Origin of the sequence: Streptomyces uncialis (assembly GCF_001905345.1) — a bacterium.
GTDB lineage: Bacteria > Actinomycetota > Actinomycetes > Streptomycetales > Streptomycetaceae > Streptomyces > Streptomyces uncialis.
In genome coordinates this window covers 854,112-876,764 of the sequence record NZ_LFBV01000001.1, presented here as the reverse complement: position 1 = coordinate 876,764, position 22,653 = coordinate 854,112, and the positions used below count along the sequence as shown (strand labels likewise).

General features: G+C 71.5%; 19 protein-coding genes and 2 pseudogenes. 7 read left to right on the top strand and 14 right to left on the bottom strand.

The annotated features are described in order from the left end of the window. Window positions 1–80: 80 nt before the first annotated feature. The 3 genes from AB852_RS03885 to AB852_RS03875 form a co-directional block, all read right to left on the bottom strand. Entirely contained in the window at window positions 81–1,319 is a 1,239-nt protein-coding gene (locus AB852_RS03885) for a helix-turn-helix domain-containing protein (protein ID WP_073783544.1), read from the bottom strand. 132 nt (window positions 1,320–1,451) lie between these two features. After that, entirely contained in the window at window positions 1,452–2,648 is a 1,197-nt protein-coding gene (locus tag AB852_RS03880; RefSeq protein WP_073783542.1) for a helix-turn-helix domain-containing protein, read from the bottom strand. A 71-nt stretch (window positions 2,649–2,719) separates the two neighbouring features. Beyond that, on the bottom strand, window positions 2,720–3,436 hold the full coding sequence (locus AB852_RS03875; RefSeq protein WP_073783540.1) for a hypothetical protein: 717 nt from the start codon (window positions 3,434–3,436) through the stop codon (window positions 2,720–2,722). Window positions 3,437–3,609: 173 nt separating this feature from the next. Here AB852_RS03875 and AB852_RS03870 point away from each other — a divergent pair, with 173 nt between their 5' ends. Further along, on the top strand, window positions 3,610–3,936 hold the full coding sequence (locus AB852_RS03870; protein ID WP_281257666.1) for a Tn3 family transposase: 327 nt from the start codon (window positions 3,610–3,612) through the stop codon (window positions 3,934–3,936). A gap of 426 nt (window positions 3,937–4,362) precedes the next feature. Here AB852_RS03870 and AB852_RS03865 read toward each other — a convergent pair whose 3' ends face one another. The 3 genes and pseudogenes from AB852_RS03865 to AB852_RS03855 form a co-directional block, all read right to left on the bottom strand. Next, window positions 4,363–4,764 carry a hypothetical protein gene (locus tag AB852_RS03865; RefSeq protein WP_073783538.1) on the bottom strand — a complete coding sequence of 134 codons (402 nt, stop codon included), beginning with the start codon at window positions 4,762–4,764 and terminating at the stop codon, window positions 4,363–4,365. A 304-nt stretch (window positions 4,765–5,068) separates the two neighbouring features. Continuing rightward, window positions 5,069–6,035 (bottom strand): annotated as a pseudogene (locus AB852_RS03860) (tyrosine-type recombinase/integrase). Between the two features lie 162 nt (window positions 6,036–6,197). Beyond that, window positions 6,198–6,695 carry a helix-turn-helix domain-containing protein gene (locus tag AB852_RS03855; RefSeq protein WP_073783536.1) on the bottom strand — a complete coding sequence of 166 codons (498 nt, stop codon included), beginning with the start codon at window positions 6,693–6,695 and terminating at the stop codon, window positions 6,198–6,200. 157 nt (window positions 6,696–6,852) lie between these two features. On the opposite strand from AB852_RS03855, the gene AB852_RS03850 reads away from it, so the two are divergent. Continuing rightward, window positions 6,853–7,845 (top strand): aldo/keto reductase, encoded by a 993-nt coding sequence (locus tag AB852_RS03850; protein ID WP_073783534.1) that lies wholly within the window; start codon window positions 6,853–6,855, stop codon window positions 7,843–7,845. Between the two features lie 243 nt (window positions 7,846–8,088). Here AB852_RS03850 and AB852_RS03845 read toward each other — a convergent pair whose 3' ends face one another. Next, window positions 8,089–9,018, bottom strand: a complete 930-nt coding sequence (locus tag AB852_RS03845) for a GlxA family transcriptional regulator (RefSeq protein WP_073783531.1) — start codon at window positions 9,016–9,018, stop codon at window positions 8,089–8,091. Between the two features lie 22 nt (window positions 9,019–9,040). Then, window positions 9,041–9,880 carry a S1 family peptidase gene (locus AB852_RS03840; RefSeq protein WP_073785356.1) on the bottom strand — a complete coding sequence of 280 codons (840 nt, stop codon included), beginning with the start codon at window positions 9,878–9,880 and terminating at the stop codon, window positions 9,041–9,043. 142 nt (window positions 9,881–10,022) lie between these two features. Here AB852_RS03840 and AB852_RS03835 point away from each other — a divergent pair, with 142 nt between their 5' ends. Beyond that, window positions 10,023–10,994 (top strand): GlxA family transcriptional regulator, encoded by a 972-nt coding sequence (locus tag AB852_RS03835; protein ID WP_073783529.1) that lies wholly within the window; start codon window positions 10,023–10,025, stop codon window positions 10,992–10,994. 9 nt (window positions 10,995–11,003) lie between these two features. Here the strand turns inward: AB852_RS03835 and AB852_RS03830 are convergent, their stop codons facing one another. Further along, window positions 11,004–11,588: a DinB family protein gene (locus AB852_RS03830; RefSeq protein WP_073783527.1), complete on the bottom strand. Its 585-nt coding sequence runs from the start codon at window positions 11,586–11,588 to the stop codon at window positions 11,004–11,006. A gap of 1,110 nt (window positions 11,589–12,698) precedes the next feature. Next, the gene (gene thpR / locus AB852_RS03825) at window positions 12,699–13,283 is read right to left on the bottom strand and encodes an RNA 2',3'-cyclic phosphodiesterase (protein WP_073783522.1); all 585 of its coding nucleotides are present in this window, start codon (window positions 13,281–13,283) and stop codon (window positions 12,699–12,701) included. Window positions 13,284–13,314: 31 nt separating this feature from the next. Here thpR and AB852_RS03820 point away from each other — a divergent pair, with 31 nt between their 5' ends. Next, window positions 13,315–13,830 (top strand): GNAT family N-acetyltransferase, encoded by a 516-nt coding sequence (locus AB852_RS03820; RefSeq protein WP_073783521.1) that lies wholly within the window; start codon window positions 13,315–13,317, stop codon window positions 13,828–13,830. A gap of 106 nt (window positions 13,831–13,936) precedes the next feature. Here the strand turns inward: AB852_RS03820 and AB852_RS03815 are convergent, their stop codons facing one another. Further along, a complete protein-coding gene (locus tag AB852_RS03815) occupies window positions 13,937–15,547 on the bottom strand; it encodes an MFS transporter (RefSeq protein WP_073783520.1) in 1,611 nt (536 codons plus the stop codon). A gap of 24 nt (window positions 15,548–15,571) precedes the next feature. Further along, complete coding sequence (locus AB852_RS03810; protein WP_073783519.1) at window positions 15,572–16,009, bottom strand: MarR family winged helix-turn-helix transcriptional regulator; 438 nt, start codon at window positions 16,007–16,009, stop codon at window positions 15,572–15,574. Between the two features lie 144 nt (window positions 16,010–16,153). Here AB852_RS03810 and AB852_RS41475 point away from each other — a divergent pair. Continuing rightward, window positions 16,154–16,324 (top strand): annotated as a pseudogene (locus AB852_RS41475) (ribbon-helix-helix protein, CopG family); the annotation flags it as partial. 316 nt (window positions 16,325–16,640) lie between these two features. Here the strand turns inward: AB852_RS41475 and AB852_RS03800 are convergent. Next, window positions 16,641–18,092 (bottom strand): NCS2 family permease, encoded by a 1,452-nt coding sequence (locus AB852_RS03800; protein WP_073783518.1) that lies wholly within the window; start codon window positions 18,090–18,092, stop codon window positions 16,641–16,643. 219 nt (window positions 18,093–18,311) lie between these two features. On the opposite strand from AB852_RS03800, the gene AB852_RS03795 reads away from it, so the two are divergent. Further along, window positions 18,312–18,653 carry a DUF2530 domain-containing protein gene (locus AB852_RS03795; RefSeq protein WP_073783517.1) on the top strand — a complete coding sequence of 114 codons (342 nt, stop codon included), beginning with the start codon at window positions 18,312–18,314 and terminating at the stop codon, window positions 18,651–18,653. Between the two features lie 93 nt (window positions 18,654–18,746). After that, complete coding sequence (locus AB852_RS03790; protein ID WP_079184266.1) at window positions 18,747–21,302, top strand: HAD-IC family P-type ATPase; 2,556 nt, start codon at window positions 18,747–18,749, stop codon at window positions 21,300–21,302. Between the two features lie 442 nt (window positions 21,303–21,744). Here AB852_RS03790 and AB852_RS03785 read toward each other — a convergent pair whose 3' ends face one another. After that, window positions 21,745–22,530 (bottom strand): hypothetical protein, encoded by a 786-nt coding sequence (locus AB852_RS03785; protein WP_073783516.1) that lies wholly within the window; start codon window positions 22,528–22,530, stop codon window positions 21,745–21,747. Between the last annotated feature and the right edge of the window lie 123 nt (window positions 22,531–22,653).

Below are 22,653 nucleotides of genomic sequence, written 5' to 3'. Positions count from 1 at the left end.
AACTGCCACGCTCCGCGTCAGCGGCCCGCGAGACGCGCGTAACCGCGCCACCCCTCGGCCCACCCCTCGGCGGCGACCGCCTAACGAACGCCCAAGAAGGCACCCATCTCGCGCATTTCAGGGGTCAGGCTCCGCTTGCGGCCCTTGTGGACACCGGCCATGACGTCCCGCGCGGCGCGCTGGTGGGACAGCCAGGCCGGGGCCTTCCGCCTGACGTCGAGGAGTTCCAGCGTGGCCTCCTGGTGCCGGCCGAGCCGCTGATGGGCGAGTGCGACGTCCATACGGTGGCGGAACCAGGAGTTCGGCCGCGGTGCGCCCAACGTCCTGCGGGCCTTCTCGCCCAGCGTCTCCCGGTCCGCCCGGTCCAGCACGGTCCGGTCGTCCCCCTTGATGGCGGCCACCTCCACCTCGGCCATCGCCACCGTCACCGGGCCGAAGGTCACCCCGCTCTGGTAGGTACCGGACACCTCCCGGCCCAGGGCTCCGGCGGCGCACCTGGCGAGCCGCAGGGACGACTCGGCCTCGTCGTACTGGTTGTTGCGTACCGCGCCCGCAACCGCCCGAAGATGGGCCCAGCCCCACATGGCCAGATGATCGTCACCCGCCTTGGAGATCCGTTCCGGTTCGATCCGGTCCGCCGTGTCCCGGGCCAGCCGTGCGCTCTCCGCGAAGCGCCCCTGCCCCATCAGCACCCAGCACATGCCGGACGCGGCACTGGCCACGTCCAGCTCACTGCCCAGCGCTTGGCCGTCCGCCAGGAGCCGACGCAGCGACTCGTACGCCAGATCGTGTTCCCGTACCTGTGTCAGATACCGCGCGACGGTCCTGAACACCCCGACGCGCACCGCCAGCGCCTCGGCCCGCTCCGGGCCGCTGTCGTAGAAGCGCACGGCGGCGTCCGCCTCCCGGATGAGCGCGGGCAGGTCCGCCGCCAGCCTTCCGTAGGCGTCGCCGTAGTAGCTCCGGTTGACCTGCCGCGCCACCTCACGCAGCGCCGCCAGACGGGGAACCTCGTCCGGCGTGGGCTCCTCCACGGCGAACCCGATCGGTGGCAGCAGCGCCTTCCGCAGCTCCATGATGCGCAACGTATGCCCGTCGTCCGGCTCACGCGGCTCCAGCGGCGCGGACGCCATCAGCGCGGAGGTCTCCTCGCCCAGCGCACGGGCGAGTATGTGCAGGGTCTCCATGCGGACGTTCCCGCCCTGCTCCGCTTTTCGCACCACGGAAGCGGAGAGACCCGCCGCGTGGGCGAGCTCCTCCTGCGTCCACCCGGCGGCCCGCCGGTAGTCACATACGTTGTCCCCGAGTCCATCGCCCATGATGAGCCTGCCCTCTGCACTGCACGAGTGGTCCCATCCACCGTACTCCAGCGGCTCAACTGCCTCCGGAGGAGCTGTAAGTGGCGCGACGAGCACGGGAAAGCCGTCGACGACACCTGCCCCCCTGCCTGGTCACGTGCCGCTCCAACCGGCGAACGACCGCAGCCGGTCCGGAACGGAGGGACGCGCCCTCAACAGCACGCCCACCGTCGAGTGGGTCGTGGGGTGATAGCGCGTCTGCTGAGGCGAGACCTTGCGCGCCTCGTACAGTGCGTCCAGCGCGCCGTCGCAACGGGCGGTGAGGGCCAACGAGCGGGCCCGGTCGATCCAGTACACCCCGGCCCGGGCGGCGGGGTACCCCGCCGGCAGCCGAACGCGGTCGCTGACCGCCACCGCCTCGGCGTGATCGTCGCGGTCGCCCGCCGCCGCCATCGCGTGCTGCTCCGTGTTCGTCGGACCGAAGACGAACAAGTAGTGGTTGGTCTCCCCCAACTCCGCCGCGATTCCCCGGGCCTCGGCCAGCCAGGCCCCGGCCTCGTCCCCCCGGCCGAGCAGGCCGTGCATCTGAACGCCTTTCAGGATCAGCCCGCCACGGACCGCCCGGGTCCCGGGAGTCCCGTCGTCCTCCAGATCACGCAGACCTTGGCGTACGAGCCGAAGGCCCTGTTCCATCGCCGGACCGTCCGCGCTGAGCTGTGCGCGTTTCACCCGCTCCGCCGCGACCTGGCGGGGGTCCCCGGACAAGGCTGCGGCCATGGCCATACGACTCAGAGCCAGGCGGGCGAGGTCCATGTACCCGAACTTGTACGCCACGCTGAACACGCCCAGGGCGGCCTCCGCCTGGAGCCAGTGGGCCCGTTCACGGTCATGCCCCGGAGCCGAGTGCACCATCGTCGCGTGGGACATCTCCCCGAGCAGACCGGGAAGCATCTCCGCGAGGGTCCCGTACTCGGAGTCCGTCCGCAGCTGCCGCACCCTGGAGATGTCGGAACCGAGCTGTTCCAGTCCGCGCGGAGCCGGGTCGTCGTCCTCCGGAGGGATGCCCCAGTTGTCGAGTGCGGTACCCAGGGGAGAGATCAGCCGGTCGAGCTGGTCCTTGCGCAGCTGCTCGATGTACGGCTGGCCGTGCAGGACCGAGACGGTCACGCCCAGGGCCCGGGCCAGAGCGGCCAGCACCTGCTCGCTGGGGGTACGTGCACCTGTCTCGATCCGCGACAGCATCGACGCGGACACGGCCGCCCTGCGTCCCAGCTCCCTCAGCGTGTGCCCTCGCAGAAGCCGCAACTCCTGGATGCGCCGCCCGACACCGCTACGCCTGCCCTCGGCCATAGCCGCCCGTCCCTTCGTCTGCCGAGCCCGGTACTCCGGCCCCCGGCCGGTGAACCGCTTGATCCGGAGCGCTAGGGCTGGACTCCGAACCAGGTGGTCATGCTCCTCAGCTCCTCCGTGGAGCGTCGGTACTTGTGCGTGAGCAGGCGGGCCGTCTCACGGGCCGTGGGGTGGAACTTGGTCAGCTCGGGCGCGACGCTCCGTGCCCTTCGCAGATGCTTCAGGGCGCCTTCCCGCCGGTCCAGGTCCACGTACGCACGCGCGACGGCGACGTGGTGGTGGCCCTGCCGCGTACGCGCCATGTCCACGGGGAAGCGCAGCCCCTTGGCCTTCCGCACCGCCTCCTCGGGGCGCTTGAGCTCCACCGACGCGGCGACGTCGTGCACGGCGACATTCGCCGGGCCGAAGGTCATGTGATAGTGCAACCGGTCGCGGCCACCGGGCACTCGTTCACTCAGCTTCCTCGCCTCGTCGATGTGGTGCTCCGTGCCCTCGTGGTCCCTGGCCAGCGACGCGAAGGTGGATTCCCGCAGGTGCAGACTCCCCAGCATCGTGATCCGCTCGGAGCCGCCCTCCGGGGTCTCGTTCTCCAACTCCGCCCGGGCCGCGCCCAGTACCCGCAGACCGCCCTCGTAGTCGCCGAACATGTCGAAGGAGTAGGAACGCGTCCACTCCGCCAACGCCCGCATCAACGGGTCCCGCGACAGCCCGGCCGCCCACCGCATGCGGTCTTCGAGCTGGCCGATCAGATCGGAGTAGCCCAGCCGGTAGGCCAGACCGTGCGACATGTAGTAGGTGGAGGCGAGCAGTCGCGCATGTGCCTGCTGCCGCTTCGGGGGTTGAGGAACATCAGCGTCAGATCGTGCGCTAAGGGTTCGCGAGGCTCTCTAGCGCTTTGACCTGGGGTGATCCAGCATCAGAGCCTTCGTAGGTCGTTGTTGTCGATCTTCGGAGAGCTGTTGTGGCGGTCGAGTTCCTGACGGATGAGCAGACGGCCCGGTACGGGTCGTTCCACGAGGCGCCCTCGCGGTCGGAGCTGGAGAGGTACCAGATCGGCGCCCTCGGACTCGTCCTGAACGCCCTGGTCCTCTTCAACACGAAGTACATGGACGCCGCCGTCACCCGGCTCCGCGCCGACGGCTTCGCCGTCCGCGACCAGGACGTCGCCCGCCTCTCCCCGTTCGTCCGCCACCACGTCAACATGCTCGGCCGGTACTCCTTCCTGCTGCCAGAGATGCCCAGCGGACTTCGGCCACTCTGTGACCCGGACACCACCGAAGCGCGGTAGCGGGCCGCCCGCAGAAGCGGTGTGCCGCCGACCCGTGACCTGCGGCACACCGCACGTCACTTCGACTTGGAAGCACGTTGGTGCCATGCCCGTGCAACGCGCCTGGAGAGACCAAGTGACGGCAGCCGCTTCCCAGGCCGGGGTGTGATCTCGATGGGTGCCGCAGGTGGTCGGTCTCGGGCGGGGCGTCGGGAGATCCGAGCGCGTCACGGCCTGGACGTGACCGTCGAGCCCTCCGGACGGAGGGTGGCCCCGGTTCTTCGCTTGGGGGCCACCCTCCGTCCAGGGTCACGCTGTGAGTCACGGCGGCTGGTTTCCGGTCGCCACGGCCGGTGAGACAGGCGGGTCGGGGTGCCTGTCTGTCATCCCCGGCGACTGCCCCGGTGAACGGGCCTGGGCCGGTGACCCATCACTGCGGGTGCCCTACTAGCCGATTTGGGATGAGTCGACACACAGGGCTTCGGCCATGAGGTACACATTCTGGGTGCCCCAGTTGTTGATCTGGACGGACCAACCACCCGTGTTTCCGCCGAGGGGGACTGAAGCCGAGAAGAGCACGGTGAACTTGTCGCCCAATGATTGCCAGTGGCCCCCGGAGACGGCTTGCATGCCGGACGGGCACTGCACAATAACTTCGCCCCGCTGGCCGCCCCGGACGTCGAGCACGTCCGGCGCCTCGACCCGCGTGAACATCGGCGCTGCCGCCTTGGCGCTGGTGGCCGCCGTGGAATCACCGCTCTTGTCGGCGGCGGCGGTCGTGGCGGTGCCCGCCACGAGCAGGGCAACTGCCGCTAACGCGGCACCGCGGATACGCGTGGAACGGTTCATGTCAGCTCCCTTGTGTCTGCTACCCGCCCGCGCCGCTGTTCTCCCACCCGGGTGATTCACCCAGGACGGTCGGACGTACGGGGCGGGAAGCATCGGCCCGTACGAGGAGCACGGGCCTGCCTGGAGGCTGCGCAGCACGCCCGGCGACCATTCCAGTCCGACGATGCGATCAGCCGACCAGGTGATAGAAGTGCGAATTCCGTTCGACCTCACCGGCAACCACCCGCAAGAGCGCCCCAGGATCATCCCGTGGCCCCTTCTGGGCCCACTCGGCGGTACCCCTTGTGGGCCCGGCTGGGACGGGTCAGCGGCGGCTGTCGCCCGGCGCGAGCAGGCTGGTCAGCTCCGCGATCGCCTCGGGCGAGGGCTTGAAGTAACGGCGGACGTTCTCCGGCTTCCTGTGCCGGGACTTGGCCATCAGCATCAGCAGCGACGCACCCTGTTCACCCAGATGCGTGAGACCGGAATGGCGGTACTCATGCAGGTCCCAGCCCGTGCCCGCCTCTCCGCCCACGGCGGTGTGTTCATCGAGCAGAGCGCGGGCCTGGCCGTAGGAGAGCCGGGCCAGCCCGGTGTCCGGGCACACGTCCCGCGGGCTCACGACCTTCCCCGGACCGGGACGGCGGTGCGTGACGAACACCGGCCCCCGCGTACGGCCCTTGATCAGCCGGGGCAGGAGCCGCGCGGTGCCGGCGTCCCAGTAGACCGTCTCCAGCACGAAGTCCTCGCGGCCCCGGCCGCCCTACGGCGGACGGCGGAGCCCTTGGCCTTCACCGGTGCCCGGCGAGATCCAGATCCTCGATGTTGACGCCGAGGATCTCCTCGGCGCGGGCGCAGGTCTCGTAGAGCATCCGCCACAGCATCTTCTCCCGCAGCGCGATCTCACGCCGGGCGATCAGACGGTCGACCGCCATCTTCGAGCGGGCGGGGGTCTGCGAGTCGGGCGTGGGCAGGCGCTTTGCCCAGGCCGGGACCGCCGGGCCGTCGTACCCACGCTCGCCGCACCAGCCCAGCCAGGACAGGACCGATGCCCGGCGCGCGTTCCAGGTGTTCACCGCGGACCGGCCCCACAGCACCTCCAGGGCCTCGCCGATCTCGTCGTCCGCGACCGACGCCAGCGGCCGGCCCTCGCCGATCCGCTCGGCGGTCTTGCCCACCCCGGCCCCGTAGCTCCGGACCGTGTTCGGGTTGCCGAGCGAGTCCAGGAAGACGTCGGCCGCAGCGCGGACCGTGAGCGCCTTCCCGACGGGCAGTTGTACGACGGCGGGCACCGCTTCCCCTTTGCCACAGATAACAGGGCCGCTTCGCGCAGCGGCCCGGGGACGTCGCCGCAGGTGACACATCCCGGTGCCGCAGATAATGGGGCGTTATCCGTGGGAAGACTTCAGACCGGCCCCGCGACCGACGCCCCGTCAGCCGCCCACCAGGGCCGATCAAGGCTTAGCGCACGATCTGACGTAGATGTTCCTCAACCCCCGCTTCCCGCTGGTGAGATGGACCCCGGCGGTCAGCTCTTCCAGCAGACCGGGAAGCATCGCGCCGAGCATGCTGTAGTGGGCCGCCGCGCGGTGACCGGCCGCTGTCCGTACGTCCCCGGCCAACTCGTGCACCGGTCTCGGTGCCGTGTACCAGTCCACGGGCAGGTCGTGTCTGCGCACCGCCGTGCGGATTCCCTGAACGGGCGCGTGCGTCCGTCGGTCGGACGGCTTCTCGCCCTTGTACGGCTGTCCGGTCAGCTCCTCCACGGTGACCCGCAGCGCGCGGGCGACCGCGATCAGCAGGCCGTGGGTGGGCAGCCGCTCCCCGCGTTCCACCTTGCGGATGGCGCCGAGGGAGACATGTGCTTCGGCGGCGAGGCCGTTCTGCGTATAGCCTGCCAGCTTCCGGTTCGACGCGATACGAGCGCCGACGCGCTCCTCTTGATCGGGCATGGACCTGCTCCGTTCCTCCGTCCCCAAGAACGGTACTCCGATCGGCCCTTGGCGGTACCGGCGTGCGTCCGGGTGGGCGGCACCCGGGGGGCGGGCGCGAGCCACGCCGGGGCACCGGCCCTTGCGTCGAGCACGCTCGAAGACGTTGGCTGGGCCCATGGAGTACACGCAGCTCGGCCGCACAGGTCTCAAGGTCAGCAGGCTCGTCCTCGGGACGATGAACTTCGGTCCGCACACCGACGAGCCCGACAGTCACGCGATCATGGACGCCGCGCTGGACGCGGGTCTGAACTTCTTCGACACCGCCAACGTCTACGGCTGGGGCGACGACAAGGGCCGCACCGAGACGATCATCGGCAACTGGTTCGCCAAGGGCGGCGACCGCCGCGACAAGGTCGTCCTCGCCACCAAGGTCTACGGCAACATGGGCGGCGACCGGGGCCAGGCATGGCCCAACCACGACCGGCTCTCCGCGCTGAACATCCGCCGGGCCGTCGACGCGAGCCTCGCCCGGCTCCGGACCGACCACATCGACCTCTACCAGTTCCACCACATCGACCGGCACACGCCGTTCGAGGAGATCTGGCAGGCCCTCGACGTCCTCGTCCAGCAGGGCAAGATCCTCTACGTGGGATCGTCCAACTTCCCCGGCTACAAGATCGCCCAGGCCAACGAGACAGCGGCCCGCCACGGACGGCTCGGGCTCGTCAGCGAACAGTGCCTCTACAACCTGTACGAGCGGCGCGCCGAGATGGAGATCATCCCGGCCGCGCAGGAGTACGGGCTCGGGGTCATCCCCTGGTCACCGCTGCACGGCGGACTGCTGGGCGGGGTGCTCCGCAAGGAGGCGACGGGCGGGCGCAGCGCTTCCGGTACGGCGGCCGAGGTGCTGGCCGATCCCGCCGCGCGGGCGAAGGTGCAGGCGTACGAGGATCTGCTGGGCAAGCACGGGCTCGAACCGGGTGAGGTGGCGCTGGCCTGGCTGCTGAGCCGTCCCGGGGTGACCGGGCCGATCGTCGGGCCCCGTACGGCCGCGCAGTTGGACTCGGCCGTGCGGGCCGTGGGGCTGTCGCTCTCCGCGGAACTCCTCGCGGAGCTGCACGCGCTGTTCCCCGGGCCGGGTCCGTCCCCCGAGGCGTTCGCCTGGTAGCCGGTCCGCGGGTCGCCTTCGCTTGCGCTTCCGGGTTTGTGCCGGTGGACGTACTTGTTCCTGTGCCGTCGCTCGGGGGGTGCGCAGTTCCCCGCGCCCCTGGGTACTCGGTGCTGGGCGTACTTGTTCCCGCACAGGTCGGTCGTGGGTGCGCAGTTCCCCGCGCCCCTGGATGCTGCCCCTTCGGGTCGTTCTCCTCGGGTGCGGGTCCGCCCTCGCCTTCGTGCGGTTCCCCGGGGCGGGCTAGGGGCGGGAGTGGTGGCGGTAGGTGGCGGGGGTGGTGCCTGTCAGGCGGCGGAAGTGGCGGCGCAGGCTCGCGGACGAGCCGAAGCCCGTCCGCGCGGCGACCTCGTCGACCGTCCCGTCACCGCTCTCCAGCAGCCTCCGGGCCCGCTCCACGCGGGCCCGCAGCAAGTACTGGCGTGGAGTGAGCCCGGTCCGCTCCCGGAAGCGGCGGTTGAGCGTGCGCACACTCGTCCCCGCGTGCGCGGCGATCTCCGCGAGGGACGGCGCGTCGTACGGATGCTCCTGAAGCCACCGCAGGGTCGGCTCCAGGCCCGCCGTCCCGGCCAGCTCGCGGTCGATCTCCTCCCGGGTCGCCCCGACGTCCTCGTGCAGGGGCGCGATCAGCTGCCGGGCGGTGCGCCCGGCGACCGCCGGACCGTGGTCCAGCCCGAGGAGACGGAGGTAGAGGTCGATGCCGCCGAGGACACCCGCCGAGGTGAGGAACGGACCGTCCGTCACCACCGTTCCGGCGGGGTCCACCTCGACGCCCGGATGACGTGCGGCCAGTTCGGCCGTCCGGCACCACTCGGTGGTCGCGCGGCGTCCGTCGAGCAGCCCGGAGGCCGCGAGGGTGAACGTACCCGTGCCGACGGCGGCGACCCGGCTGCCCCGGGCCGCCGCCGCGCGCAACGCGTCGAGCACTCCGGTCGGAGGACCGGCGAGGAAGCCGTCATGGCCGGTGAGCACGACCGTATCGGCGTCGGCCAGGGCGTCGAGTCCCCAGGGGACGGTGATGTCCAGGGGCAGCGGACCGGCCGTGGCGACGGTGGGCCGGACGGAACAGACGCGCAGCTCGGTGGGTGCGGAGGCGGCCTCGAAGACCAGGCCCGGGGTGGTGAGCTGGTGTCCGGGGACCCCGTCGAGCACGAGAAGGGCGACCACAGGCATGGGACGACCGTATGCCAGGGGATCAGCGGTGCTTGCCCATCGTCTTCGTGATCCAGCTCTTGTGGGCGGGCACCGAGGTCCAGACCCCGGGACCGTTGCCGCAGTCCGGACCGGCCGCGACATTGCCGTCGCCGGAGGTCGCCCCGACCAGCTGCCAGCGTCCGCCGATCCGCTGGATCTGCGGGCCGCCGGAGTCACCCCGGCACGCCATGGCGCCGGGGACCTGGGAACCGGTGCACAGTTCGGCACCCGGCTTGAACGGGGAGCAGGCGGAGTCCGCGATCCTGCGCGTGTCGAGCTGCTGGAGCCGCTCGGAGAACGACCAGTCGGGGCCGTCCGCCGTATTGCCGAAGCCGAGGACCCGCGTCTGCGCACCGGTCTTCGGGGGCCGGTCCGCAAGGTGCGCCGGCTGCTGGTGGACCGGGCGGTCCAGCTTGAGCAGCGCGAGGTCGTGGTGGCCCCGAGGCGCGTCGCCGAGGGCGTAGTCCGGGTGGAGCACCTTCTTGACGATCGTGCGTACCGTCCCGCCCTTGCCCTGGTACTCGCTGCCGACCCTGACCTTCCCCGTCGGCTCGGCGGGGATCTCCGGATGACCGGCGCAGTGGGCCGCGGTGAGCACCCACCGGGGAGCGACCAGCGTGCCGCCGCACACCCCGTACTCCTTGCCCCCGGGCGCCTGCATGACCTGCGGGACCGAGACCATGAACGAGTACGGCCGGGTGGAGTCCTCCCCGTTGACGACGGCCCCGGCACTTCCGGTCAGGCCGGTGACGGCGAGTGCGGCCGCCGCGCCGACCGCGGCTGTCCGCGCGGCCGGTCGGCGGGCGGGTCGGGTCTGCTGCGGGCGGGTCGGGTGGAGCATGGTGGACATCCCTTTCACGTGGTCAAGTGGGGTGCGCGCGGCCCGGGCATCCCCTCGTTCCCGGTGCGTGCACCTTCATCCTCCGGGCCGCCGACCGACCGGAAACAGCCACCGCGATGCCACCCTCGGCTAAATTCTGGCCATGGCAGTGGTCGCCCTTCTCGCGCTCGACGGCATCCCCGGACCCCAGCTCACCACCCCCGGGATGCTGCTGGGCGCCGTCCCGCACAGCTGTGACCGGGCCCCGTACGAGTTGAGGGTGTGCGCCGGTCCCGGCTTCCGCGCCACGGCCGGGCCGGGCCCGTTCGGGCTCACCACGCGCTGGGGGCTGGACGGCCTCGACGGGGCGGCGACCGTGATCGTGGCCGGTCACCACGGCTTCCGTGACGCGCCCCCGGCCGCCGTGCCCGACGCGTTGCGCGCGGCGGCGGACCGGGGCTGCCGGATCGGCGCGGTGGGCACGGGGACGTTCACCCTCGCCGCCACCGGACTGCTCGACGGCCGCCGGGCCACCACGGACTGGCGGTGCGTCGGGGAGCTGGCCGCGGATCACCCCCGGGTCGTGGTCGCCCCGGCGGAGGAGGCCGTCGCCGACGGGCCGTTCCTCACCTCGGCGGGGGTGCTCGGCGGCAAGGACCTCTGGCTGCGCCTCATCGAGGAGGACCACGGCGAGCGGGTGCGGCGGGAGGCGGACCGCCGGCTCTTCCTCCGGCTGCCGGACGGACCACCCGGGGCCGCCGGCGGGGACGGCGCGCTCGGGCCGACGATCCGGTGGATGGAGGCGGGGTCGCACCGGCCGCTGACCCTCACGGAGATCGCCGCGCACGCGGGGACCGGCGTCCGTACCCTCAGTCACCGCTTCCGCGCGGAGACCGGGCTCAGTCCGCTCCAGTACCTGCTCCGGGTCCGGGTCGAGCGGGCCCAGCAGCTGCTGGAACGGGGGGATCTTCCGGTGGAGCACATCGCCGCGCGGACCGGGTTCGGGACGCCCGCGAATCTTCGCCATCAGTTCCAGCGCCTCAACGGGACGACTCCGGGCGTCTACCGGGCCGCCTTCCGCTCGATGGTCACCATGTTCACCGAGGACACCCCCCGCACCCGAGGACCCGGGTGAGAGGGTGTCTCAAGCCTTGACCGCTGCGGCCGTCCTGGCGGCCTGCTCGATCTTCGCGCAGTAGGCCGCGCGGGCTTCCTCGTCGATCCGCTGCTCGTTCCCGGCGCGCAGCCCGGTCCGGCCGTCGAGGCCCTCGCGCAGGATGTCGGCGTGTCCGGCATGCCGGACGGTCTCGCTGAGGACATGGGTCATGACGGCGAACAGCTTCGTATTGGGGTACGGCTCCGGCCACCACGGCACGTGGCCGGGGGCGTCGAGGGGAAGCGCGTCGATCGTCGCGTCCGAGTGTTCCCACGCGCGCCGGTAGAACCCGATGATCCGATCGCGGGTCTCGTCCTCGGTCGCCCACTGATCGCCGCCGTCGGAGTCCTGCCACCGGGGCAGCGGTTCCGGTGAAGGACGGTCGAAGACCTCGCCGAAGTACCTGGCCTCGACGGTGGCCACGTGTTTGACCAGGCCGAGGAGGTTGGTCCCGGTCGCTGTCAAAGGCCGACGGGCGTCGTACTCGGACAGCCCGTCGAGTTTCCAGAGCAGCGCCTCGCGGTCCCGCCGCAGTCTCCCGTGCAGGTTGTCCTTCGCGAAGTCATCGATCATGCGGGACGAGCCTGCCATGCGCCGCGCGTGGTCTCAAGATCCCGCACAGGTCGCCTTCGCTTGCGCTTTTGAGGTCTCTCCGGTGAGCGCACTCGTCCCTGTGCCCCTGGGTCTGTCCGGCTGGACCCACTTGTTCCTGTGCCGTCGTCCGGTGGGTGCGCAGTTCCCCGCAGGTCGCCTTCGCTTGCGCTTCCCAGGTCCGTCCGGCTGGGCGCGCTTGTTCCCGTGCCGTCGTCCGGTGGGTGCGCAGTTCCCCGCGCCCCTTAGGTCGCGCCCCTCGCGGTTCCCGTTCGGGTGCGGGTGGCCCTTGGTTGCTCGCGCAGTTCCCCGCGCCCCTGGATGCTGCCCTCTTGCGGTCGCTCTTCGGGTGTGGGTCCGCCCTCGTCTTTTGCGCAGTTCCCCGCAGGTCGCCTTCACTTGCGCTTCCGAGGTCTGTCCGGCTGGACCCGCTTGTTCCCGTGCCGTCGCTCGGAGGGTGCGCGGTTCCCCGCAGGTCGCCTTCGCTTGCGCTTCCGAGGTCTGTCCGGCTGGACCCGCTTGTTCCTGTGCCGTCGTCCGGTGGGTGCGCGGTTCCCCGCGCCCCTTAGGTCGCGCCCCTTGCGGTTCCCGTTCGGGTGCGGGTGGCCCTTGGTTGCTCGCGCAGTTCCCCGCGCCCCTTTGGGGGCGCCCTCTTGCTGCTGTTCTCAGGCTGCGGGGGCGGGGTGAACCATCTTCCTCGCGCAGTCGCGCTGCTGCGGGAGGGGGTGGGCGGGAATCTCTGCTCGCAGACTCCGATGCTCTTCAGTAGAGCCACTTCACGTCGTACCGAGCGTGTCGGATCGAGGACGGAGAATCCCGACCGGCACCGACCCGAAGAACAGACCGGACGCGCCCCAAAGGGGCGCGGGGAACTGCGCACCCCACGAGCGACGGCACAGGAACGAAGTACGCCCCGCCGGACGGACCTGGGAAGCGCAAGCGAAGGCGACCCGCGAGGGAGAACTCAGGGGCGCCCGCGAACGCGGGTGAGCCTAGCCACCCAGCGCCGCGCCGATCGCCACGACGAGGAACATCAGTACGAGCACACCGGCCATGATCCGGTTACGTGTCTTCGGGTCCACACCCGAAAGCCTAACCGCCCCCGCCGAGCGCCAACGCGGCGACCACCTCGTAACGCGCCCGCGCCCCCACCCCACCACCGCCCCCGGAAAGATCGCTGCGCACCAGCGCCACCTCCCCCACCTCCCACTCCGCACCCCGGAACCCGGCCATCGCGTCCACGTACGGACCGAAGTCGAAGTCCCCGGCACGGTCCCGCGCGAGCGACAGATGCGGCCGGAACCGCCGGTGCTCCCCCATCGGGAGCCCGGCCCCCCGGGCCGCCTCCTGTGCCCCGTCCGAGAGCCGCGCCAGCGCCCCCGTGTCACCGGCCACGTCCGCCCACAGGGACCGGCCCCCGAAGACACCCGCCCCGCGCAGCGCCAGCGTGAAGGGCGGGGTGCGCCGCGCGGCGAGCGCGAGGCGCCGGATGAGCTCGGGAACCGGGTCCGCGGGCTCCTGGCGCACCTCGCCGTAGAACGCGAGGGTGAGGTGCCACCCGGGACGGCCCGTCCACTTCAGCGCGGACGCACCGGGCAGGTCCTCCAGCTGGTCGACGGCCCGTCCCAGCTCCGCGGCCACGGACGGCGGGGGCAGCACGCCGGCGAAGAGTCTCATCCGGCCAGTGTCACCCGGTTAGCCTCACCGGATGGATACCTTCACGATCAGGAAAGGCGGCCCCGGCGACCTCCCCGCCGTCCTCGCGCTGATGGACCGGGCCGTGGAATGGCTGGCCGCCCGGGGACGTACGGGCCAGTGGGGCACCGAGCCGTGGTCCACCAACCCGCGCGCGGTGGAGATGGTGACCCGGTACGCCGGGGAGGGCGATCTGTGGCTCGCCGACGCGGCCGGTGCCGTCGTCGGCACGCTCACCCTCACCGACGGCCCCGGCTCGTACGTGCCCCGCGCCGACGAGCCCGAGCGGTACATCCACGTCTTCGCGACCGACCGCCGCCGCGCGGGCGAGGGCATCGGCGCCGCGCTGCTCGCGCACGCCGCCGACGAGACCCGCCGCGCGGGCCGGTCGCTGCTGCGGGTGGACTGCTACGCGGGCGACGACGGCAAGCTCGTCGCGTACTACGAGGGCCAGGGTTTCACCCCGGCGGAACGCTTCACGGTCGGCGAGGACGCCTGGCCCGGCCAGGTGCTCGCCCGCCGCGTCTGACCCCGGACCGGGGACACGGGACGCGACAGGCCAGGGTTCACCCGAACCCCGGCCGGACCCGCACCCCGCGAACCGCGAGCGTCCCGTGCCCCCGCCCGCCCCCGGGCTACGCCACCGTCACCAGATCCCGCTTGGGCACGAACCGCAGATGCGGCTGCCCCCTGCGCAGATCGACCTTGAGCCGCAGATCCGCCGCGCGGGCCAGCACCAGGCCGACCACCAGCGCCGACACCGCGCTGACCAGTCCGCCGACGGCCATGCTGATCTGCACCCCGTACGCGTCGGTGAGCCAGCCGAAGAGCGGGCCGCCGATCGGGGTGCCGCCGACGAACACCATCATGAAGAGGCTGATCACCCGGCCCCGCATGGCGGGGTCGGTGCCGAGCTGGACGGAGGAGTTGGCGGTGACGTTCACCGTCAGGCCGAGCATCCCGATCGGCACCAGGAGCAGCGCGAACACCCACAGGGACGGGGTGACCGCGGCGACGATCTGGAGGGCGCCGAAGGCCACCGCCGCCCCGACCAGGACGCGCAGCCGGGAGGTGCCGCGCCGGGCCGCGAGCAGCGCGCCGACCACCGAGCCGACGGCCATCAGCGTGTTGAACAGTCCGTACATGCCCGAGCCGCCGTGGAAGATGTCGTCGGCGTAGGCGCTGAGCCAGATCGGGAAGTTGAAGCCGAACATCCCGATGAAGCCGATGAGGACGATCGGCCAGATCAGTTCGGGGCGGTGGGACACGTATCGCAGGCCCTCGCGGAGCTGGCCCTTGCCGCGCGGGGTGCGCGGGCCGGGGTGCAGTTCGGCGGTGCGCATCAGCAGCAGGCAGGTGAGCGGGGCGAGGAACGACAGTCCGTTGGCGAGGAACGCCCAGCCGGGGCCGACCGCGGCGGTCAGGACACCGGCGATCGCGGGGCCGAGCAGCCGCGCCGACTGGAAGTTGGCGGAGTTCAGGCTGACCGCGTTGCGCACCTGGTCGGGGCCGACCATCTCGGAGACGAAGGTCTGCCGGGTCGGGTTGTCGACGACGGTGACCAGTCCGGTGAAGAACGCCGTCATGTACACGTGCCACACCTGGACATTGCCGCTGAGGGTCAGCGCGGCCAGGAAGAGTCCGCCGAAGCTCATCGCGCCCTGGGTGAAGAAGAGCAGCGTCCGCTTGGGGAACCGGTCGGCGATGACCCCGCCGTACAGGCCGAACAGCAGCATCGGCAGGAACTGCATCGCCGTGGTGATGCCGACGGCCGCCGAGGAGCCGGTGAGGCTCAGGACGAGCCAGTCCTGGGTGATCCGGGCCATCCAGGTGCCGGTGTTGGAGACGACCGCCCCGGAGGCGAAGAGCCGGTAGTTGCGGATACGGAGGGAGGAGAACATCCCGCCGGGTCCACGGTCATCGCCGCCGGTGTCCGGACCGGCTGAGGGTGAGCCGCCGGTGGCCGGGCCGTCCGAGGCTGAGCGGCCGGTGGCTGGGCGGCCGGTGGGCCCGGGGGTCTTGACCAGGGACACGGGACGCGGCCCGGTCCCGGGTACGTCCGCGCGCGGGCCGGTACGGGTACGCCGGCGGGTACGGAAACGGGCGGTGCCGGGTATGCGGGCGGTACCGGGTATGAGGCGGCCGGGCAGGTAACGGGACCTGCCGGAGGCACGGGCGGGTGGGGCGGGGGTGTCGTGGTCGGACTGGGGTGCGGGTGCGGAGTCTGCTCCGGGTCCCGGACTCAAAAGGGTCGCCTCCTCGGCGGTCGGTTACAGATGCGCGAGTTTCTCCAGCACGGGGGCGGCGGCGCGCAGCTTCGCCCACTCGTCCTCGTCCAGGTCCTCGACCAGACCGGCCAGCCAGGCGTTGCGCCTGCGGCGGCTCTCGTCGAGCATGGCCTCGGCCGTCTCGGTCTGGGTGACCACCTTCTGGCGGCGGTCCTCGGGGTGCGGCTCCAGCCTGACCAGGCCCTTGGCCTCCAGGAGCGCCACGATGCGGGTCATCGAGGGCGGCTGCACATGCTCCTTGCGGGCCAGCTCGCCCGGGGTGGCGGAACCGCACCGGGCCAGGGTGCCGAGCACCGACATCTCGGTCGGACTCAGCGACTCGTCGACCCGTTGGTGTTTGAGCCGTCGCGACAGGCGCATGACCGCCGAACGCAGTGCGTTCACGGCCGCGGCGTCGTCGCCGTGAGTAAGGTCAGACATGTTCTTTAGCTTAACTCATTACCCTTCCTAAAGAACACCCGTTAAACCGTGATCCACCGCACCCGGACCGATCATCACCCGTACGAGTGAGCCCTGAGCGGAAAGTGATACAAAATACCGCCGCCGCCCGGGACCCTCGTACCCATGGGGACACATGTGCTGAGCCTGCGGGTGGACGGCGAGCTGCTGGAACGGCTCCGGGGTCATGCCGCGAAGCGGGGGATGAGCGTCCAGGACTATGTGATCGGGACACTGGTCCGCGACGACTTCGACGAACGGTTCCAGTCCGCGGTGGAGGAGACGGAACGGTTCTACGCGGGCGCCGACGGGGACACGGCCGGGGAGCCCGCGGGACACGGCGGCCCGGACGGGGAAACGGTCCCGCTCAGCAGGGCCGCGACCGGGACGACCGTCGCCGGTACGGGCACCCTGAGCATGACGGCCCTGCGCGCCGCGTCCGCCACCGACCCGGCGGCCCCGAGCGACCCGGCGCACCCGGCGGACCTCATGGGCCTGACCGGCCCGGCGGACCCGGCCCGCGCGTCCGGCCCCGGGTCCGCGCCCGGGAACGCCGAAGGGCCGTCGCGTGACGCGACGGCCCCCGGCAGCGGCCGACCGGCCGGTGTCCCGGTCAGATGAGCCCGAGTCCGGGCATCAGGTAGTAGAAGACGAACACCGCCGAGACCGCGTACATCGCGACGGGCACCTCACGGCCCCGGCCCGCGGCCACCCGCAGCACGGTGAAGGTGATGAAGCCCATGCCGATGCCGTTGGTGATCGAGTACGTGAACGGCATCATCATCATGGTCACGAACGCCGGGATCGCGATCGTGTAGTCGCTCCAGTCGATCGACCGGACCGAGCCGGACATGATCAGGAACCCGACCGCGAGCAGCGCCGGGGTCGCCGCCTGCGACGGGACCATCGTGGCGATCGGGGTGAGGAACAGGGCGAGCGTGAAGAGACCGCCGGTGACCATGTTGGCGAAGCCGGTGCGCGCGCCCTCACCGACCCCGGCCGTGGACTCCACGAAGCAGGTGGTGGCCGAGGAGGACGAGGCGCCACCGGCCGCGACGGCGATACCGTCCACGAACAGGACCTTGTTGATCCCGGGGAAGTTGCCCTTCGAGTCGGTCAGCTTCGCCTCGTCGCCGACGCCCATGATCGTGCCCATCGCGTCGAAGAAGCACGAGAGCAGCACGGTGAAGACGAAGAGGACACCGGTGAGGATGCCGACCTTCTCGAACCCGCCGAACAGGCTGACCTGGCCGATCAGCCCGAAGTCGGGGGTGGAGACCGGATTGCCGGGCCACTTCGGGGTGGTCAGGCCCCAGGACGGGACCTTCGCGACCGCCTCGATGATCAGCGCGACACCCGTCATGGCGACGATGGAGATCAGGATCGCGCCGGGCACCTTGCGCACGATCAGTACGAGGGTGAGCAGCGCGCCGAGCGCGAAGACGAGGACGGGCCAGCCGGTGAGGTGACCGTCGCCGCCGAGCTGGAGCGGGACGGTCGTCTCGGCCAGGTCGGGGATACGGGAGACGAAGCCGGCGTCGACCAGGCCGATGAGCATGATGAACAGGCCGATACCGATGGCGATGCCCTTGCGCAGCCCCAGCGGCACCGCGCTCATCACCCGTTCCCGCAGCCCGGACGCGACCAGCAGCATCACCACGAGACCCGCGAGGACGACCATGCCCATCGCGTCGGGCCAGGACATCCGGGGCGCGAGCTGGAGCGCGACGACGGTGTTGACGCCGAGCCCGGCGGCGAGCGCGATCGGGACGTTGCCGATGACACCCATCAGCAGGGTGGTGAACGCGGCGGTGAGCGCCGTCGCGGTGACGAGCTGCGCGTTGTCGAGCTGATTCTGGTGGATGTCCTTGGCGTTGCCGAGGATGATCGGGTTCAGCACGATGATGTAGGCCATCGCGAAGAAGGTGGCGAAACCGCCGCGGATCTCGCGCGGGAACGAGGAACCGCGTTCCGAGATCCGGAAGAAACGGTCGATGCCGTTGACCGGCGGGGGGACCGGAGAGTTTCCGGACGCGTCGACCTGAGCGGTGGCCGAGGGGGACATACAGGACCTCAGTTGTAGGTTCCTACGAGGGAAACGGGCCGGAGCGGAACCGTTTCAGTATGAACATATGACATGGATGATCGCTATCTCCGCGCGTAGATACCGGTGGCGTCGGCCCGGACGGCGGTACGGGAACCCTCCGGGCCGCCAGGACCGTCGCCCGGACCGGCGGTCCGTCCCGTTCAGGGCCCCCGGGCGGGACTCACCTAAACTCGGCGTATGACCGATCGCGCACCGGGATTCCTCAGGCCGGGCCCCCTCAAGCACGACGCGCCGGAGCCCCTGGAAGGGCCCGTGACCGCCACCGTCACGGGCGGCACGATCCTCTGGTTCGTCCTGTTCCTGGTGCAGCTCCCCTTCTACGGATGGTTCGACGAGCACGGGCACCTGTGGTGGGTGTGGACCTGTCTCGCGGGGACCGGACTCGGACTGATCGGCATCTGGTACGTCCGCAAGCGGGACGCCGCGATCAAGCGGGACGCGGCGGCCGGCGGCGGTACCTCCACCGACGGGACCTCCGGCGAAGGAGCCTCCGGCGGCGGGAGCGGCCCGGCGGGCTGAGCCCCGGACCGGGTCGGCGGGACCCACGGGCCGCCGGAATCCGCCCCGGCGTTCCTCACGGGTGGTGGACGTTTCCTTCCGTACCGTCGGAACATGACGCATATCGACGCGGGTGCCGAACTCGATCCCGTGCACCCCGTCCCCGTACCGGGCGGGCCCCCGGCACACGGGCTCACCTCGGCGCAGGTCGCGGAGCGGGTGGCCCGTGGCGAGGTCAACGACGTACCGGCGCGCAGCAGCCGGTCGGCCGTGGACATCGTGCGGGCGAACGTCTTCACCCGGTTCAACGCGATCATCGGTGTGCTCTGGGTGATCATGCTGATCGTCGCACCCATCCAGGACAGCCTCTTCGGCTTCGTGATCATCGCGAACACCGGGATCGGCATCGTCCAGGAACTGCGGGCCAAGCGAACCCTGGACTCGCTCGCGGTGATCGGGGAGGCCCGGCCGGTGGTGCGGCGGGACGGGGCCGCCGTCGCGGTCACCACCTCGGAGCTCGTGCTCGGGGACGTCATCGAGACCGGGCCCGGCGACAAGATCGTGGTGGACGGCGTCTGCGCCGAGGCGGACGGGCTGGAGATCGACGAGTCGCTGCTGACCGGTGAGGCCGACCCGGTGGTGAAGCGGCCCGGCGACCCCGTGCTGTCCGGGAGCTTCGTGGTCGCGGGCGGCGGCGCGTTCACCGCGACGAAGGTCGGCCGGGAGGCGTACGCGGCGCGGCTCGCGGAGGAGGCGTCGCGGTTCACGCTCGTCCACTCCGAGCTGCGGTCCGGGATCTCGACCATCCTCAAGTACGTGACGTGGATGATGGTCCCGACCGCGATCGGGCTGATCATCAGCCAACTGGTCGTGAAGGACAACGGCTTCCGGAACTCCATCGCCCGCACGGTCGGCGGGATCGTCCCGATGGTGCCCGAGGGGCTGGTGCTGCTGACGTCGGTGGCCTTCGCGATCGGGGTGGTCCGGCTCGGCCGCAAGCAGTGCCTGGTGCAGGAACTGCCCGCGATCGAGGGGCTCGCCCGGGTGGACACCGTCTGCCTCGACAAGACGGGCACTCTCACCGAGGGCGGGATGGACGTGCTGGAGCTGCGTCCGCTGGGCGGTGCCGACGAGCGTCATGTCCGTTCGGTGCTCGGCGCGTTCGCGGTGTCCGACCCACGGCCCAACGCGTCCCTGCGGGCGGTCGCCGACGCGTATCCCCCGCCCCGGGACGGCGGCTGGGCCTGCCTCGACACCCTGCCGTTCTCGTCGGCCCGCAAGTACAGCGGCGCCCGGTTCGAGGAGGGCGGGGCCGACGGGAGCGGCGGGAGCGACGGCAGCGAGGGCAGCGAGGGAGACGGAAGGGGCGAGGGAGACGGGGGGAGCGGGGCAGGGAACGGTCGCGGTGGGCAGGGCGGGGCGCGGGAGGGCGGGGCGCGGGAGGGCGGGGCGCGGGAGGGCGGGGCGCGGGGGGTGAGCGGGTGGCTGCTCGGGGCGCCCGATGTACTGCTTGCGGAGGGCGACGAGGCGCTGGCGGCGACGCGGGAGCTGGACGAACGCGGGCTGCGGGTGCTGCTGCTGGCCCGGGTGTCCCGTCCGCTGGACGATCCGGAGGTCACGGCGGACGCGCTGCCCACCGCGCTCGTCGTACTGGAGCAGCGGCTCCGGCAGGACGCCGCCGAGACCCTGCGCTACTTCGCGGAGCAGGGGGTCACGGCCAAGGTGATCTCCGGGGACAACGCGGTGTCCGTCGGCGCGGTCGCCGGGAAGCTGGGGCTCGCGGGGGCGGCGGACACGGTCGACGCGAGGTCGCTGCCGGAGGACCGGGAGCGGATGGCGCAGGTGCTCGACACGCACACCGTCTTCGGACGGGTCACCCCGCGCCAGAAGCGGGACATGGTGGGCGCGCTCCAGTCCCGTGGGCACACCGTCGCGATGACCGGGGACGGGGTGAACGACGTCCTCGCGCTCAAGGACGCGGACATCGGGGTCGCGATGGGGTCGGGGTCCGACGCGGCCCGCGCCGTCGCGCAGATCGTGCTGCTGAACAACAGCTTCGCGACGCTGCCCTCGGTGGTGGCGGAAGGCCGCCGGGTCATCGGCAACATCACGCGGGTCGCGACGCTGTTCCTGGTCAAAACGGTCTACTCAGTGCTGCTGGCGGTGCTCGTGGTGTGCTCACAGGTCGAGTACCCGTTCCTGCCGCGGCACTTGACGCTGCTGTCCACGCTGACGATCGGGGTCCCCGCGTTCTTCCTCGCGCTCGCGCCCAACGGGGAGCGGGCGCGGCCGCACTTCGTCCGGCGGGTGATGCGGTACGCGATCCCGGGCGGGATCGTCACGGGGACGGCCACGTTCGTCACGTACCTGCTGGCGCGGCACCACTACACGGGCGCGGGGGCGCTGGACGCGGAGACCAGCGCGGCGACGCTGACGCTGTTCCTGGTGTCGATGTGGGTGCTCGCGATCGTGGCGCGGCCGTACACGTGGTGGCGGGTGGCGCTGGTCGCGGCGATGGGGGCGGGGTTCCTGCTGGTGCTTGTCGTGCCGTGGCTCCAGCATTTCTTCGCGCTGAAGCTGGTGGGGACGGTGATGCCGTGGGGGGCGGTGGGGGTCGCGGTGGTGGCGGGCGGGGTGCTGGAGGCAGCGTGGAGGTGGGTCGACCGGTAACGGGTCGCCTTCGCTTGCGCTTCCCAGGTCTGTCCGGGTGGACGCACCTGTTTCCTGTGCCGTCGCTCGGTGGTTTCGCGCAGTTCCCCGCGCCCCTTTGGGGCGCACCCGGCCGGTTCTTCGGGTCGGTGCCGGTCGGGATTCTCCGTCCTCGATCCGACACGCTCAGTACGACGTCCAGCGGAGCTACTGAAGAGCATCGGAGTCTGCGAGCAGAGATTCCCGCCCACCCCCTCCCGCAGCAGCGCGCCTGCGGGAGGAAGGGGGTGCCCCTTCAGGGGCGCGGGGAACTGCGCGAAAACGAGGGCGACCCGCACCCGAAGAGCGACCGTAAGGGGGCAGCATCCAGGGGCGCGGGGAACTGCGCACCCACGGACGTACCCGCACGGGGACAAGTACGTCCAGCCGGACGGACCTCGGAAGCGCTAGCGAAGGCGACCTGTCAGGGGACGGCGACCGTGGTGGGGGCGGACGTGGTCGGCGCGGTGGTGGACGTGCCGCCGTAGGTGTAGCGGTACGTGGTGGTGCGGGTCGGGCGGACCGTCACCGTGGCCTCGCCCCCCGCACCGGTCCGCAACGACTTCACGGAGGTCCAGGACCCACCGTCCTTGCGCTGGAGGGTCACCCGCTGCCCCCCGTACGCGGCGTCACGCCCCTTGTTCCAGTCGGCACGTCGCAGATCGGCCGTGACCTTGACCGGCTTGCCCGGCCGCACGGCCTCGGGCGCCGCGTCCGTGGCGAGCCGCGCGGCCCGCTTCAGCCGCACCGTCCGGTAGCGGTCGTCGGAGGCGTACCCGTCGTCCCGGGCGGTGGCCTCCACGTACAACTGCCATTCGCCCGCGAGATGGTTGGACCCCTGGAGGTCCAGCGTCGGGTCGACGGTGAAGCGGAGGGTGCAGACGGCCGCGCCCGGTGCCGTGTCGGCGCAGGAGCCCTCGTTGGTGTCGGGGTAGAGCATGCCGTCGATGTGCTCGGCGCTGTTCCCGCGCCACAGCCACGCGTAGGCGTCCCGGATCCCGGCGGAGTCCTCGGCCCGCACCGACATGGTGAAGTGCTTCTTCGCGGTGGAGCCCACCACGATGTCCTTGCCGCCGTTGACGTCGACCCCGGTGATCCGGGTGCTCGCGCCCGGCCCCTGCGCCGCGGCGACGGGCCCGGAGGCGGGTCCGGTCAGCGTGGTCAGGGCCAGCGCACCGGTGAGTGCGGTGGCGGCGGCACGGATACGCATGGGTCCCCCAGGGAGGTCGGCCGGAGCCCGGTCGGGTTCCTGGAGCCTAGTGCGCACCCGTCCCGCGGGCATCCCCTCCGATCGGCGGGAACCCGTACGGCGGGGGCGTCGTGTCCCCGCCGT